Origin of the sequence: Zhengella sedimenti (genome assembly GCF_046506625.1) — a bacterium.
Lineage (GTDB): Bacteria > Pseudomonadota > Alphaproteobacteria > Rhizobiales > Rhizobiaceae > Zhengella > Zhengella sedimenti.
In genome coordinates, this window is sequence record NZ_JBKFFP010000002.1 from 261826 (window position 1) to 277224 (window position 15399).

The window sequence follows — 15399 nt, forward strand, 5'->3', positions numbered from 1 at the left end:
CTCTGCAAGCTGCTGATCTTGGGCGTTTTCATGTGATTGGCAAGGCTGGACGGGAACGCAACTCTTCGTTAACCGCGTTTATTGGCCCTTTTTTAGCCAAGCTTCGCCCATTAAGAGGGACAGGCGGGTTCTGGCCAGCAAACCGCATGACTGCCAGAGAGGTTGCTCCGGGGAGACAGGGCAAACGCATCGGCCGACAGGGACACGGGATGACTCTGACCATCATCGAACGCTACCTGCTCCGGCGCATGACGTCCGTCTTCCTTGCGGCAACGATCTCCACTTTGACAATCGCCTGGACCGTCCAGGTGCTGAACCGCATCAATCTCGTCACCGACACCGGGCAATCGGCTTTCGCCTTCCTGCAACTGGCAACGCTGATCCTGCCCAACGTGGTGCCCGAGATCCTGCCGATCGCGGTGGCCATCGGCGTGGCGCACGCGCTGACGACGATGAATACCGATTCCGAACTGATCGTCATCAACGCGGCGGGCACATCGCGCATCACCCTTGCCAAGCCCGTGCTCGTCTTGGCGGCGGCGGCCTGCGTCGTCACCTTCCTCGTCCACAACGTGCTCGCCCCGGTCACCCGCGAAAGGGTGCGCGAGATGATATCGGAAGCCCGGGCCGGGCTGATCAGCACGCTGATCCAGGAAGGCGCATTCCGGCGCATCGACGACAATCTCTTCCTGCAGATCGGCGAACGCCGGCCGGACGGACAGCTCGGATCGATTTTCGTCGCCGACTCGCGGACGAAGGACGTGGACCTGATCTATTTTGCCAAGACCGGGGTGCTTGGCGAGAAGGACGGCGCCAACTTCCTGGCCATGCGTGACGGCGAAATCCACCGCAACCGGCCCGGCGAACCGGTCTCCATCATCCGGTTCAACTCCTATGTCTTCGACCTGGCGGAGTTCACGCCGGCCGCTGGCAAGGTCAGCCTTTGGCCCAAGGATCGGCCCCTCACCTACCTGCTCGATCCCGACCCTGACGACCCATACCTGAAAGCCGCGCCCGGCCTGTTCGTCTCCGAGATCCATTCGCGCCTGACGACATGGCTGAACCCGCTGGTGTTCGGGCTGATCGCGCTTTCGATTGCCGGCAATGCGCGCTCGCACCGCGAAGCGCGGCTGCATCCGATGGTATCGACCATGGCGACCGTGCTCTTCGTGCGCTGGGCGGGCTATTTCAGCTTCGGCAAGGCCGACCAGAGCGCCTTCTTCGGCTATATGCTCTACGTCATCCCGATCGTCACCATTGCGCTCACGGCCTGGCTGTTCGCCACGTCGCGCACGCTGGAACTGCCCACGCGTCATGCCGAGCGGCTGCAAGCCGCGGCGGAAGCGATGCGGCGGCGCGCCATCGCCATGCTGCCGGCCGGCCTGCGGGCCTGGCTGGGAATCCGGGAGGCCGCCGCGTGATCGCCTTTCCCGGATGGACGCTCGGACGCTACTTTCTGCGCCGCTATGCGGTGATCACGGCCTGGTTCTTCACCGGCATCTTCGCGCTGGCCTTCCTGATCGACTTCACCGAGTTTTCCTCACGCACGTCGAACCTGCCGAAATACACGATGCAGGGCGCGCTGTTCATCTCCGCCATGCGCATCCCCTTTCTCATGCAGCAGATCGTGCCCTTCATCGCCCTGTTCTCCGGCATGGCAACCCTGATCTCGCTCAACCGGCGCCACGAACTCGTGGTCGCACGTGCCTCCGGGGTCTCGGCCTGGCAATTCCTGGGCCCGATCTGCCTGGGCGCCTTCACCTTCGGGGCACTGGCCGTCACCGTGCTCAATCCGTTGTCTGCCTATGGCTTCGAGCAGGCCAAGACGATCGAGGCCGACTGGCGGGCGCTGGCATCCAACACGAGCATCGCAACCACCGTGCCGTGGCTGCGCCAGAAGACCGATGATGGCGAGACCATCATCGGCGCCAAGGCCGTTCTTCAGGGCGGAATCGCGCTGGCAAGCCCGGTCTTCATCCATCTCGACGCAAACGGTGGAATCGCGCGCCGGCAGGACGCCGAACGGGCCTTTCTGCGCGATGGAGCCTGGTACCTCCAGAATGTGCGCGAAACCCGCCTCGGCGCCGAGCCGCAAACAATGGAAAGGGCCCGTGTGCCGACGAACCTGCGGCCCGAACTGGTGAGCCAGCGACTGGCCGAACCGGATTCTGTGCCCTTTTTCTCACTGCCGGAAAAAATTGAAGTTTCAAGGGCCTTCGGATATCCGGCTTACCCGTTGCGGATGCAATTCCATTCGCTTATTGCTCTACCCGCACTGCTTGTCGCGATGACTCTCATCGCGGCCACGGTGTCCTTGCGCTTTGTCCGCTTCGGACAGTCCGGCGCAATGATCGTGGGTGGCATCGCGGCGGGTTTTCTGCTTTATGTCGCTTCGGTTTTGGTCAAAGCGTTTGGAAGCTCCGGATTCGTGCCTCCCGTCATCGCAGCATGGTCGCCCGTCGTGATTGCAGCCTTCATCGGGATCAGCTTTCTTCTGCACAGGGAGGACGGATAAGGTGGTGCGCGTTCGGGGGACAGCACGATCCTTGAGACTGGCCGCGCGCCTTGCCGGCGTGAGCCTTGTCGCTCTCGCGGCGGCCGGCATGCCTCTTGGCGCCGGGCCGGCCGTTGCGCAGGACTTCGAGGCCTTCGCCGGAAGCACCGACCCCAACGCGCAGATGCTTCTGGAAGCCGACACGCTCGTCTATGACAATGATCGCGGCACGGTCAGCGCGCGCGGCAATGTCCAGATCGATTATGACGGCTACAAGGTGGTCGCCGAGCAGGTGACCTACGACCAGGGCACGCGGCGCGTGATGGCGTCCGGCAATGTCGAGATCATCGAGCGCAACGGCAACCGCATCTATGCCGAAGAGATCGATATCACGGATGACCTGGGCGACGGCTTCGTCAATGCGCTGCGCGTCGAGACCACCGACAACAGCCGATTCGCAGCAGAGAGCGCGACGCGCCAGGGCGGCAATGTCACCACCTTCAACAACGGCGTCTACACGGCCTGCGAACCCTGCGCGGAAGATCCCTCGCGCGCGCCGGTCTGGCAGATCAAGGCACGCCGCATCATCTGGGACGGCCAGGAACGGGTCGTCCGGTTCAAGGACGCCAGCTTCGAGTTCCTGGGCATACCGATCGCCTATCTGCCGAGCTTCTCGATGGCGGATCCGACGATCCGGCAGAAGACAGGTTTCCTGTTCCCGCGCATCTCCAACGATTCCGAACTCGGCTGGGGCATCGGAACGCCGTTCAATGTCGCGCTCGACCCGACCTACGACCTCTTGCTGACACCCACCTACTATTCGCGCCAGGGCTTCATGGGCGAGGTGGAATTCCGCAAGCGGTTCGACAATGGCGAGTTCTTCATCAAGGGCGCCGGCATCCGGCAGCGCGCCCCGAACGCGTTCAAGAGCGACAATGTCAGCCGCTCCGTGCGGGACCGCTACATGGTCGGCACGAAGGGCAAGTTCCAGCTCAATCCGCGCTGGATCTTCGGCTGGGACCTGCTGTACCAGACCGACAAGAATTTCTCGCGGGTTTATGGCATCGAGGGCTTCGACGACAGCGTCCACCGTTCGGAAATCTACCTGACGGGGCTGAACGACCGGAATTATTTCGACCTGCGCTTCATGAAGTTCGACGTGCAGGAAAACGCCCTGAAGGGGACGGCGGGCGCCCGCGACGAGCGGCAGGCCTGGGCCCTGCCCTCCTTCGATTATTCCAAGACCTTCGACGAACCGGTCGCCGGCGGCGAGCTTTCGCTCGACATCAACGCGCAGAGCATCTACCGCGACGTCACGCATACCGGCAACAACCTGCTGGAAAGCCAGATCCTGACCGATATCGGCAACCCGATCCTGGGCAACGGCATCTACGGCATCAACACGCTCCCGGGCCTTGCCGGAACCAGCCAGCGCATATCGGCCGAACTGGAGTGGAAGCGCAATTTCATCACAGAGAATGGCCTGGTCATCACGCCCATGCTGGGCTTGCGCGGCGATGGCTTCTTCACCGATTTCAACCAGGCCTCGCGCGATGCCATCGGCGATCTGGGCCGGAACATCGGCGTGGCGGTGAATACGCGCAACGCCTGGTTCCGCTACATGGCGACGGCGGGCCTGGAACTGCGCTGGCCGATCCTGTTCTCAACGACGTCGGCCACGCATGTCTTCGAGCCGATGGCGCAGATCTTCGCGCGGCCGGACGCGCCCTACCAGGCGGCGCTGGGCCTGCCCAACGAGGATTCCCAGAGCCTTGTCTTCGATGCCGCGAACCTGTTCGAACGCGACAAGTTCGCCGGATGGGACCGCATCGAGGGCGGGACGCGCGCCAACCTGGGCCTGCGCTATTCCGGCAGCTTCGCCAATGGCTGGACCGCCAACGGCCTGTTCGGCCAATCCTTCCACCTGGCGGGCGAAAACCCCTATGCGCAGCCTGACCTGGTGGCGGCAGGCGCGGAGTCCGGCCTCGAAACGGCGCGCTCGGATTATGTGGGCATGTTCGGCCTGGCAAGCCCGAACGGCCTGACCGCCTCGGTGTCCGGACGGTTCGACAAGGATACGTTCAGCCTGCGCCGCTTCGAAGCGCGCGCCGGCCTGGTGCATGACCGCGGTTCGATCCTGCTGCGCTATACCGACATCGCCCCGCAGCCGACCTATTCGTTCCCCGAGCGCCGGGTCGAGGTGGCTGGCGATGCAAGCCTCAAGATCGCCGAATACTGGAGGGTCAGCGGCGGGCTGACCTACAATCTCCAGTACGACATCGTGACCGGCAAGCGGATCGGTTTCCTGTATGATGACGAGTGCTTCACTTTCGGCATGAATTTTTCGGAAGTGCGCAATCCGCGGTTCCCGACCGCCGATCCGACGCGCTCCTTCGGTTTCCGCCTTGCCTTCCGGACGCTGGGCGATTTCGGTTCCGGGCAGGCGGTGCGAAGCGATTGACGCGGTTTGACGTCATGCTTTTGCCGCATACAATGGGCACCCGGGGAGCCAAGACACCAACACGCCAGTTCAACGGAGCCGCCATGACCCTTCGCATGAAGACAATCCTGTTTGCCGGCGCGCTCGCTACCGCGTTCGTCCTGTCACCCCTGTCCGAGGCCGGCTTCTCCACGCCGGCCCAGGCGTCCGAGATCCGCTACATCGTCAACAACCTGCCCGTTACGAGCTATGACATTGCGCGGCGGGCGGCATTCCTGCGGCTGCAGCGGCGCAGCGGCAACCTCAACAGCATGGCCGCCGACGAGATGGTGGACCAGGCGCTGCGCTCGGTGGAAATGAAGCGTCTCAACGTGAATATTCCACAGACGGCCATCGACGAGAATTTCGCGAATTTCGCCAAGCAGAACAAGCTCTCGACGAAGCAGCTTTCGGGTATTCTCGCCCAATCCGGCGTGACGTCCGCCCATTTCAAGGAATTCATCCGCGTCCAGATGGGCTGGCAGGCGCTGCTGCGCGCGCGTTTCCGGGCCGAAGGCCAGATGAGCGAGCAGGACGTCGTGCAACGCATGCTCAAGCAGGGCGGCGACAAGCCGACCGCAACGGAATACATCCTGCAGCAGGTCATCTTCGTCGTGCCCGCGGCGGAGCGCAATGCAAAGCTGAACACGCGCAAGCGTGAAGCCGAGAACATGCGCGCCCGCTTCAACGGGTGCGACCAGACACACAACCAGGCCAAGGGCCTGCTTGACGTGACGGTTCGCGATCTCGGCCGCGTTCTCGAGCCGGAACTGCCGCCGGACTGGGCGCCGCTCATCAAGGCGATCAACGAAGGCCAGGCGACCAAGGTGCGCGTGACCGATCGTGGCGCCGAATTCATCGCCATCTGCCGCGCAAAGCTGGTTTCCGACGATCGCGTCGCCCAGATGGTGTTCACCAACGAGGGCGACATGGATGAGCAGGCGAAGAAGCTGAGCGACAAGTACATGAAGGAACTGCGCGACAGGGCCCGGATCGTCAAGCGTTAAGCCCTTGAACCTGCTCGCGGTATCTGGCGGCGACCCGGCCGGCATCGGCCTGGAGATCGCAGCTTCGGCCTGGCTAGGGCGCGACGCCGCGGGCCTGCCGCCATTCTATCTCATCGGCGACAGCACCGTCCTTGGCGCCCGGGCCATCGAGGCCGGCCACACCCTGCCGGTGCAGGAAATCTCGCGGCCGGCGCAGGCGGCTGACGTATTCGGGCAGGCGCTCCCTGTGCTCCACCTGCCCTGCACCCATCCAGTCCGCGCCGGCGTTCCCGATCCTGCCCATGCCGGCATGATCACCGGCGCGATCGAACGGGCGGTGACCGACACCATGGCCGGCGAAGCGGCCGCCATCGTCACCTTGCCGATTGCGAAGAAGCCGCTTTACGAGGCCGGTTTCGCCTTTCCCGGCCATACCGAATATCTGGCGAAGCTGGCCCTCGACGCCACCGGCAAGGCCGTGCGGCCGGTGATGATGCTGGCAGGACCGAAGTTGCGCACCGTTCCGGTCACGATCCACATACCGCTGGCGGACGTTCCGGAAGCGCTGACGCCGAACCTGCTGGAGGAAACCCTGGTCATCACGGCGCGCGACATGCAGGCACGGTTCGGGCTCAAGCAGCCGCGCATCGCGGTGGCCGGGTTGAACCCGCATGCCGGCGAAGGCGGAAGCCTCGGCCGCGAGGAAATCGAAGTGATCGGGCCGGTGCTCGACCGGCTGCGGTCGCAGGGCCATGACATTGCCGGCCCCCTGCCCGCCGACACGATGTTCCATGACCGCGCGCGGGCCAGCTACGATGTTGCCATCTGCATGTATCACGACCAGGCCTTGATCCCGGCCAAGGCGCTCGGCTTTGACGATGCCGTCAACACGACACTCGGCCTGCCCTTCATCCGCACGTCGCCCGACCACGGCACCGCCTTCGACATCGCGGGCAAGGGCATTGCGCGGCCTGACAGCTTCATCGCGGCGCTGCGGATGGCTGCGGACATGGCGTCCCACGAAAGCGGGCGGACATGAACCGGACAGAGGGAACCAGCATGGACGGTTTGCCGCCGCTGCGTGCCGTGATCGCCGCGCACGGGCTGGCGGCAAAGAAGTCGCTCGGCCAGAATTTCCTCCTGGACCTCAACATCACCGCCAAGATCGCACGGATCGCCGGGCCGCTGGAGGGTGTCACCGTGATCGAGGTCGGACCGGGACCGGGCGGACTGACACGGGCGCTGCTGCACGGCGGGGCGAAGCGCGTGATCGCGGTCGAGCGCGACGAGCGCTGCCTGCCGGCGCTGGCCGAAATCGCCGCCCGGTATCCGGGCCGGCTCGATATCGTCGCGGGCGACGCGCTCCAAACGGAATTCGCGGCACTCGCCGGGGGCCATGACGATGTGCGGATCGTGGCGAACCTGCCCTACAATATCGGCACGGAACTGCTCACCGGCTGGCTGACGGCCGAGCCATGGCCGCCCTTCTACCGTTCGCTGACGCTGATGTTCCAGAAGGAGGTTGCGCAGCGCATCGTCGCGGCGCCCGGCACCTCAGCCTACGGACGGCTCGGCGTGCTGGCGGGATGGCGTTCGCAGGCGCGGATTGCCTTCGAGCTTCCGCCGCAAGCCTTTTCGCCGCCACCCAAGGTCAGTTCCGCCGTGGTTCACCTGGTTCCCCGCGTCACGCCGGAACCCTGCGCGCTGAACAGGCTGGAACGTGTGACGCTCGCCGCCTTCGGGCAACGCCGGAAGATGCTGCGCCAGAGCCTGAAATCGCTCGGCGGTGAAGCACTTCTGGCGAAAGCGGGGATCGACCCGACGCGGCGTGCCGAAACGCTGACCATCGGCGAATTCGTCCGGCTGGCAAATCTCGCCTGAACGGCGGCGGCCCGCGGTCAGGCCGGCTGTTCGTCGAGAAGCCCGCTGACGAAATCGAACAGGCCCGGCCGCCGGTCGCGGCGCAGGCGTTCGGCAGAAACAATGGCCCGCACTGCGGTGAAAGCCCTGTCGAGATCGTCATTGACCACGACATAATCGTATTCACGCCAGTGCTCGATCTCCGACCGCGCATTGGCGAGGCGCCGCTCGATGACTTCGTCGCTGTCTTCGGCGCGGCGCTTCAGCCGTGCCTTCAGTTCGGCCATGGAGGGCGGCAGGATGAAGATGGAAACGATGTCGGCGCGCATCTTCTCCTTCATCTGCTGGGCGCCCTGCCAGTCGATGTCGAACAGCATGTCGCGGCCCTCGGCCAGCGCATTCTCTGCCGCTTCACGCGGCGTTCCGTAGAAATTGCCGTGAACCTCGGCCCACTCGATCAGGGCGTCGGTATCCCGCATGCGCTCGAAATCGCGCTGCGTGGCGAAATGGTAGTGCACGCCGTCGATCTCGGAGGGCCGGCGCGGACGCGTCGTGACCGAGACCGAGAGTTCAAGCTGCTTGTCGTTTTCCAGAAGGTTCCGCGCAATGGTCGACTTTCCGGCACCCGACGGCGATGACAGGACCAGCATCAGCCCGCGGCGCCGGATTGCGGCGGAGGGAAGACCGGCACCCCTGGTCTGCGTGTTCGTCATGGCCGGCACCTCATTCAATGTTCTGGACCTGCTCGCGGAACTGGTCGACGGCCACCTTCATCTGAAGGCCGATCGCGGTCACCGTGGCGGCGTTGGATTTCGAGCACAGGGTATTGGCCTCGCGGTTGAACTCCTGGGCCAGGAAATCGAGCTTTCGCCCCACCCGCCCGCCAGAGGCGATCAATTCGCGCGCCGAGGCCACATGGGTCATCAGGCGATCCAGTTCTTCCCTGATGTCGGCCTTGGATGCCAGCAGCGCGGCTTCGGCGTGAAGCCGGTCGGCGTCAAACTGCTTGCCGGACGCCATGAGGAGGTCGACCTGCTGGGCAAGCCGCCTGGCGATTTCACCCGGTTCACGGGAGGGATCGGCCCTGGCGCGCAGGGCAAGGACCTCGATCTCGTCGATCTGCAGCAGAAGGAAGGCGCTGAGCGCCTTGCCTTCCTGGCTCCGCATCCCGGCCAGTTCGTCCAGGGCGGATTCGAGACGATCGAGGACCGCGGCATCGAAGGTTTCGCGTTCCTGCGCGCTTTCCGCAGCATCGCCCTGGTCGAGAACGCCGCGCAGCGCCAGGATGCCGTCTGCCGAGGCGGGGCGAAACCCGTATTCCTTGCTCAGGTGCTGGGCCAGGACGGCGACTTCCTCGAGGAAAGCCCGGTTGACGGAAAACGAAGATTGCCCCGCAGCACGCGTGACGGTGAGGCCGGCATGGACATTGCCCCGGGAAAAGCGGCGCTGGATGGCGGCGCGGCAGGCTTGTTCAAGGCGCTCCAGGCCCTGCGGGAGCCGCAGGCGCACCTCGAGGCCCTTGCCGTTGACCGATTTGAGTTCCCAGGCGAAGGTGGCGCCGACTGCCTCAGCCTCCGCGCGGGCGAAGCCCGTCATGCTCTGCAACGCCATCTCCCGCCTCCCCCGCTCGCCGGACGTTCACTCGGCCGGTTTCTCGCCGTCCTGACCTTCGGCCGCCTTGCGCGCCTCCGCTTCCCTCTGCCGCTCGATTTCGCGCCAGCGGCGGACATTCTCGTTGTGCTCGTCCAGCGTCTCGGCAAAGACGTGGCCGCCGGTGCCATCGGCCACGAAGTAAAGGTCGTTCGTTGTCGAGGGATTGGCAACGGCCTCAAGCGCCGCGCGGCCCGGAATGGCGATCGGCGCGGGCGGCAGCCCGTCGATCACATAGGTATTGTAGGGTGTCGGCTTCTCGATGTCGGAGCGATAGATCGGCCGGTCGGACGGTTTGCCCTCACCGCCGAACAGGCCGTAGATGATGGTCGGGTCCGATTGCAGGCGCATGCCCTTGCGCAAGCGGTTGATGAAGACAGCGGCGACACGCGGCCGTTCGTCGGCCACGCCGGTTTCCTTCTCGACGATCGAGGCCAGCGTCACGAACTCGTTGATGTCCTTGACCGGGATATCCGGGTCGCGGCGCTCCCAGATGCGCTGGACGAGCTGTTCCTGGGCCTTGCGCATGCGCTCGATGAGATCGGCACGCGCAGTTCCCCGCTCGAACTTCTGCGTGTCGGCGATCAGGCTGCCCTCTGGCGGGAGTTCTTCGGGCATGCCCCCCGTCAGCACGTCGTTCGCCTCGATGCGCTTGAGCACCTGGGCGACGGTGAAACCCTCCGGGACAGTCAGCGAATAGAGGATGGAGCGGCCGCTCTTGAACAATTCCATGATGTCCTTCATGGAGGCGCCGGCCTTGATCTCGTATTCGCCCGCCTTCAGCGTCCCGTCATTGCCAAAGGCGCGAACACCCAGCGAGAAGATCCGCTCGTCGGTGATGAGGTTTCGGCGCGCCAGAAGCGCCGCGATCTGGCTCGTGCCGGCTGCCCGTGGCACGGAGAACGTCGTCGCTGTCGACGAGGGGCCGGGCGCCATGAACTCCTGCCGGCCGAACCAGAGCGCGATCCCGACCACGATGACGGTGAGGATGATCGTGGACAGGGCAAAATTCAGGAAGACCACGAACTGGTTGCGTGCGGCACGCGACCGCCTTGGCGGCGGCGTGCCCTGTTCCGGCCGGAAGGCCTGGCTCGGCGACTTCGGCACGATGGGTCCGTTGGACCCGCCCGCACTGCGGCCGAAACGGTTTTGCGGCGTATCGTTCATCGTTTGTCCGCCATGCCTCACTTCGTCATTCACGAAGCGCCTTTTCGGCAGCCATTATGGCGAAAAGGCGGTCCGGTCTCAGCCCTGGTAGCGGCGGAACACGAGCGACGCGTTCGTACCGCCGAAGCCGAAGGAATTGGAAAGCGCCACGTCGATCTGGCGCTCCCGCGCCTTGTTCGGCACCAGGTCGATCACGGTTTCGACCGATGGCGTGTCCAGGTTGATCGTCGGGGGCGCGATGTTGTCGCGGATGGCCAGAAGCGAGAAGATCGCTTCGGCCGCCCCGGCGGCACCGAGCAGATGGCCGATCGACGACTTGGTCGATGACATCGAAACCTTCGATGCCGCGTTGCCAAGCACCCGCTCGACCGCGGCCAGTTCGATGACATCGGCCATCGTGGAGGTGCCATGGGCGTTGATGTAGTCGAGATCGACGGGCGCCATTCCGGCGCGCTTCAGCGCCGCCTGCATGCAGCGATAGGCACCGTCGCCATCCTCGGCCGGGGCGGTGATGTGGTAGGCATCGCCGGTCAGGCCGTATCCGATAACCTCGCCGTAGATCTTCGCGCCGCGCGCCAGCGCATGATCCAGTTCCTCGAGCACGACGACACCGGCGCCCTCGCCCATGACAAAGCCGTCGCGGTCGGCGTCGTAGGGTCGCGAGGCACGTTCGGGGTCGTCATTGCGCTTGGTCGAAAGCGCCTTGCAGGCGGCAAAGCCAGCCATGGAAAGGCGGGTGATGGGCGCCTCGGCGCCGCCGGCCACCATGACGTCGGCATCGCCCAGCATGATCAGGCGGGCAGCATCGCCGATGGCGTGCGCGCCTGTGGAACAGGCCGTCACGACCGCATGATTCGGACCCTTGAATCCATGCCGGATGGAGACCTGGCCGGAAATCAGGTTGATGATGTTGCCGGGAATGAAGAAGGGGGATATTCGGCGCGGGCCCCGGTCAGCCAGGGTCAGCGTGCTCTCCGCAATCCCGTCAACGCCGCCGATGCCGGAACCGATCAGCACGCCGGTGGCGCACTGGTCCTCGTAGGACTTCGCTTCCCAGCCCGAATCGGCGATCGCCTCCTCTGCGGCGGCGATGCCATAGAGGATGAAGGTGCCGACCTTGCGCTGTTCCTTCTGTTCCAGGAACTGGTCGGGATTGAAGGTGTTTCCGGTGCCGTCGCCGCGCGGGATGACGTGTGCGATTTTGCACGCAAGGTCATCGGTCTCGAACGCATCGATCTTGCGGCAGGCGGACTTGCCGGCGAGGATTTGCGCCCACGTGTGCTCCGCGCCCATTCCGAAGGGCGAAAGCAGGCCGATACCGGTGACAACGACTCGCCGCATGCGAGACCCTCCAATGGTTCAGCGCTTTAACGGAAAAGCAGGCGCTGTGCGGGCGGCCCGCCGGGCCGCCCAGGCAGCAGCGATCAGGCCGAGGCCTTCTCGATGTATTTCACGGCATCGCCGACGGTCAGGATCGTCTCGGCGGCATCATCGGGAATCTCGACGCCGAACTCTTCCTCGAACGCCATCACGAGTTCAACGGTGTCCAGGCTGTCGGCGCCCAGGTCATCGATGAAGGACGCGCCCTCGTTGACCTTGTCGGCATCAACACCCAGATGCTCAACCACGATTTTCTTGACGCGTTCTGCGATATCGCTCATGTCGGAACCCTCGACTTGGTTTGAAAAATGTGCGCCTTCGTTAACGGCAGGCCTGCCGGTAATCAAGCTGAAAGATGGCGGGGAAACGGGAAATAGCCAAAACTTGGGGGCTTGACCGCACCACACCTGCCCCAAATTCGCCGGTTCAGATCATCGCCATGCCGCCATTGACGTGAATGGTCTGTCCCGTGACGTAGCCGGCCGCGTCGGAAGCGAGCCAGGCGACCGCGGAGGCGATCTCCTCGCCCTTGCCCATGCGCTTCATCGGGATGGCGCCCATGATGGCGTCCTTCTGCTTGTCGTTGAGCTTGCCGGTCATGTCGGATTCGATGAACCCCGGCGCCACGCAATTGACGGTGACATTGCGGCTGGCGATCTCCTGGGCGAGCGACTTGGAAAAACCGATCATGCCGGCCTTGGAGGCGCAATAATTTGCCTGGCCGGGATTGCCGGTCACGCCGACGACAGAGGTGATATTGACGATGCGGCCGAAGCGGCGGCGCATCATGGGATGCGTGAGTTCGCGGGTCAGGCGGAAGACCGCCGTCAGGTTGACCTCCAGAACGGCGTCCCAATCGGCGTCGGACATGCGCACGAACAGGCCGTCGCGGGTGATGCCGGCATTGTTGACAAGGATGTCCACGCCTTCGAGTTCCGCCTCGGCCTTCTGCCCCAGTTCCTTCACCGCATCGCGGTCGGACAGGTTGGCCGGCAGCAGCACGGTGCGTTCGCCAAGATCGGCGGCGAGGCTCTCCAGCTTCTCGACCCGCGTTCCGTGCAGGCCGACGGTCGCGCCGAGCGCGTGAAGCTGGCGGGCAATCGATTCGCCGATGCCGCCGGTGGCGCCGGTGACAAGGGCCTTGCGGCCGGTCAGGTCGATCATGGGGAGGTTCCTTTCGCGGTTCGTGCGTCGCGGGCGGCGGTCAGGCCAGCGCGGCGAGCGCGGATTCGATGTCGGCGGGCGTGTTGACGGCGATGCCGGAGACGGACTTGTCGATGCGCCGGGCGAGGCCGGTCAGGACCTTGCCGGAGCCGATCTCATAGGCGGTATCGATGCCGTTGGCGGCGAACCATTGCACTGTCTCGCGCCAGCGCACGCGTCCGGTCACCTGCTCGACGAGGCGCGCGGCGATCTCTTCCGGATCGGTGAGCGGCGAGACCGTCACATTGGCGATGACCGGCACGGAGGGCGCCTTCTTTTCGACGGACGCCAGGGCCTCGCGCATTGCATCGGCAGCCGGCGCCATCATCGCGGAGTGGAAGGGCGCGGAAACGGGCAGCATGATGGCGCGTTTGGCGCCCTTGCCCGACGCCAGTTCCGCCGCCTTCTCCACTGCCGCCTTCGCGCCGGAAATGACGATCTGGCCGCCGCCATTGTCATTGGCGATCTGGCACGGGCCTATGACAGCGACCTCCTCGCAGGCAGCGGCGACGTCCGGTTCTTCAAGCCCTATGATGGCCGCCATGGCACCCTCGCCTGCGGGCACGGAGGCCTGCATGGCATTGCCGCGGATGCGCAGAAGCCGGGCCGTGTCGGCAATCGAGAACATGCCGGCGGCGCACAGCGCAGAGTATTCGCCGAGCGAGTGACCGGCGACGCAAGTCGCCTTGCCGGCGAGCGAGAAGCCGCGCGATTCCATCACCCGCATCACGGCCATCGAGACGGCCATGAGTGCCGGCTGCGCATTGGCGGTGAGCGTCAGCGTCTCTTCGGGTCCGTCCCACATGATCGCCGACAGCTTTTCGCCAAGCGCCTCGTCCACCTCGTCAAAAACCGCACGCGCCTCCGGAAAGGCCTCTGCGAGGTCCCTGCCCATCCCGACAGACTGACTGCCCTGGCCGGGAAACGTGAACGCGATGGCCATGGTGAATTGCTCCCTGAAACATCCTGACACCTGTATGTGGCCCTCGTTGCGCAGGTGACGCGCGAAAGTCAAGCGGGCGCAAGCCTTGCAGGCGTGCGCATACAGACTGTCGCGGGTGGCTCAGCGCCACAATTTGGCCCATATTCGGGCGTGACGATCCTTGCGTTCCGCTCCATGTCGGCAGCGGCCGAGGCTTTTTCTCATGACCAGTATCCAACCGTCACCTGCTGCCGCTGACGTCGCCGCAAACCAGCCGGCCGTTCCGGCGCAGCGCATCGTCAATGCGGCTGTACTCGCGGGCATTGCCGGAACCACGCTCTTCATTGCCACGGAGGCCTATGCGGCCGCTGTCCTTTCGGCGTGGGCCGTGGGCGGTCTGTTGCATTTCGGAAGGGTGGCCACCCTCGTGCTCGGCGCCGTCTTCGTGGCCGCGGCGACCGCCGCCACCGTCGCGTCGGCGCGACTTGCCTGGCAGGCAGAGACCCATCCCGACAACAACTGACTGCGCCTGGCAATCGCCGCGCCTCTCACAGGCGGGCTTGCCAGCACGCCAAAAACCTGTATAAGCGCCCCGTTCTGCCGGTTCTGGCCGGGGGTTGAACGGAGGGTTTTGCCTTTTCGGGGGCAAAGCAGAAGCCAAAAGGTCTTCGGCCTCCCTTCCCGTCTCCGCTCTCGACCGCACCCAGGCGCCTTTCTTCCCCGCTGCCAGGCGGGTAAAATCCGGAAAGTCGCAGAGGCTCAGCCGCCAGGCCGGTGGACGAAACGGAAGAAAGGCAAGAGAAAATGGCTCTTTACGAACATGTCTTCCTTGCCCGTCAGGACCTCTCCCAGCAGCAGGTCGATGCCCTTGTCGAACAGTACAAGGGAATCGTCGAGCAGGCTGGCGGATCTGTCGGCAAGGTCGAGAACTGGGGACTGAAGTCCCTCGCCTACCGGATCAACAAGAACCGCAAGGCCTACTACACGCTGATGAACATCACGGCTCCGTCCGCCGCCATCAACGAGATCGAGCGCATGCAGCGCCTGTCCGAAGACGTGCTGCGCTACATGACGGTGCGCGTCGAGGAACTCGAGGAAGGTGCGTCCGCGATGATGACGCGCCGTGACGACCGCGGCCCGCGCGGCGATCGTGGTGATCGTGGCGATCGCGGCCCGCGTGGTGATCGTGGCGACCGCGGTGATCGTGGCGACCGCGGCGATCGCGGCGACCGCGGCCCGCGCCGCGACAACTAAGGAG

General features: G+C 64.8%; 15 protein-coding genes. 8 read left to right on the plus strand and 7 right to left on the minus strand.

The features are described 5' to 3' along the window. The first annotated feature begins 209 nt into the window (after positions 1-209). The 6 genes from lptF to rsmA all read left to right on the plus strand — a co-directional run bounded on the left by lptF (position 210) and on the right by rsmA (position 7840). Positions 210-1421, plus strand: coding sequence for an LPS export ABC transporter permease LptF (lptF, locus tag ACLB6G_RS06935; RefSeq protein WP_410355415.1), 1212 nt, complete (start codon positions 210-212; stop codon positions 1419-1421). Continuing rightward, positions 1421-2515 carry an LPS export ABC transporter permease LptG gene (gene lptG / locus ACLB6G_RS06940; RefSeq protein WP_410355901.1) on the plus strand — a complete coding sequence of 365 codons (1095 nt, stop codon included), beginning with the start codon at positions 1421-1423 and terminating at the stop codon, positions 2513-2515. The genes lptF and lptG overlap by 1 nt, the downstream gene beginning before the upstream one ends. Positions 2516-2546: 31 nt before the next feature. Continuing rightward, on the plus strand, positions 2547-4955 hold the full coding sequence (locus tag ACLB6G_RS06945) for an LPS-assembly protein LptD (protein WP_410355416.1): 2409 nt from the start codon (positions 2547-2549) through the stop codon (positions 4953-4955). Positions 4956-5038: 83 nt separating this feature from the next. Continuing rightward, positions 5039-5980: a SurA N-terminal domain-containing protein gene (locus ACLB6G_RS06950; RefSeq protein ID WP_410355417.1), complete on the plus strand. Its 942-nt coding sequence runs from the start codon at positions 5039-5041 to the stop codon at positions 5978-5980. A 4-nt stretch (positions 5981-5984) separates the two neighbouring features. Beyond that, positions 5985-6998: a 4-hydroxythreonine-4-phosphate dehydrogenase PdxA gene (gene pdxA, locus ACLB6G_RS06955; RefSeq protein ID WP_410355418.1), complete on the plus strand. Its 1014-nt coding sequence runs from the start codon at positions 5985-5987 to the stop codon at positions 6996-6998. Then, positions 6995-7840, plus strand: coding sequence for a 16S rRNA (adenine(1518)-N(6)/adenine(1519)-N(6))-dimethyltransferase RsmA (gene rsmA / locus ACLB6G_RS06960; RefSeq protein ID WP_410355419.1), 846 nt, complete (start codon positions 6995-6997; stop codon positions 7838-7840). Before pdxA ends, rsmA begins: the two co-directional genes overlap by 4 nt. Positions 7841-7857: 17 nt before the next feature. Here the strand turns inward: rsmA and gmk are convergent, their stop codons facing one another. The 7 genes from gmk to fabD form a co-directional block, all read right to left on the minus strand. Continuing rightward, positions 7858-8532 carry a guanylate kinase gene (gene gmk, locus ACLB6G_RS06965; protein WP_410355420.1) on the minus strand — a complete coding sequence of 225 codons (675 nt, stop codon included), beginning with the start codon at positions 8530-8532 and terminating at the stop codon, positions 7858-7860. 10 nt (positions 8533-8542) lie between these two features. Continuing rightward, entirely contained in the window at positions 8543-9430 is an 888-nt protein-coding gene (locus ACLB6G_RS06970) for a YicC/YloC family endoribonuclease (protein WP_410355421.1), read from the minus strand. Positions 9431-9457: 27 nt separating this feature from the next. Next, positions 9458-10636, minus strand: coding sequence for an endolytic transglycosylase MltG (gene mltG, locus ACLB6G_RS06975; protein WP_410355422.1), 1179 nt, complete (start codon positions 10634-10636; stop codon positions 9458-9460). Between the two features lie 78 nt (positions 10637-10714). Beyond that, positions 10715-11977, minus strand: a complete 1263-nt coding sequence (gene fabF, locus ACLB6G_RS06980; RefSeq protein ID WP_410355423.1) for a beta-ketoacyl-ACP synthase II — start codon at positions 11975-11977, stop codon at positions 10715-10717. Positions 11978-12060: 83 nt separating this feature from the next. Beyond that, entirely contained in the window at positions 12061-12297 is a 237-nt protein-coding gene (locus ACLB6G_RS06985; protein ID WP_410355424.1) for an acyl carrier protein, read from the minus strand. Between the two features lie 145 nt (positions 12298-12442). Further along, positions 12443-13180 carry a 3-oxoacyl-[acyl-carrier-protein] reductase gene (fabG, locus tag ACLB6G_RS06990; protein ID WP_410355425.1) on the minus strand — a complete coding sequence of 246 codons (738 nt, stop codon included), beginning with the start codon at positions 13178-13180 and terminating at the stop codon, positions 12443-12445. A 40-nt stretch (positions 13181-13220) separates the two neighbouring features. Continuing rightward, a complete protein-coding gene (gene fabD / locus ACLB6G_RS06995) occupies positions 13221-14162 on the minus strand; it encodes an ACP S-malonyltransferase (protein ID WP_410355426.1) in 942 nt (313 codons plus the stop codon). Between the two features lie 202 nt (positions 14163-14364). Here fabD and ACLB6G_RS07000 point away from each other — a divergent pair, with 202 nt between their 5' ends. Together ACLB6G_RS07000 and rpsF are read left to right on the plus strand one after the other, a co-directional pair. Next, entirely contained in the window at positions 14365-14664 is a 300-nt protein-coding gene (locus ACLB6G_RS07000; protein ID WP_410355427.1) for a hypothetical protein, read from the plus strand. A gap of 281 nt (positions 14665-14945) precedes the next feature. After that, on the plus strand, positions 14946-15395 hold the full coding sequence (rpsF, locus tag ACLB6G_RS07005; RefSeq protein ID WP_410355428.1) for a 30S ribosomal protein S6: 450 nt from the start codon (positions 14946-14948) through the stop codon (positions 15393-15395). Positions 15396-15399 lie beyond the last annotated feature (4 nt).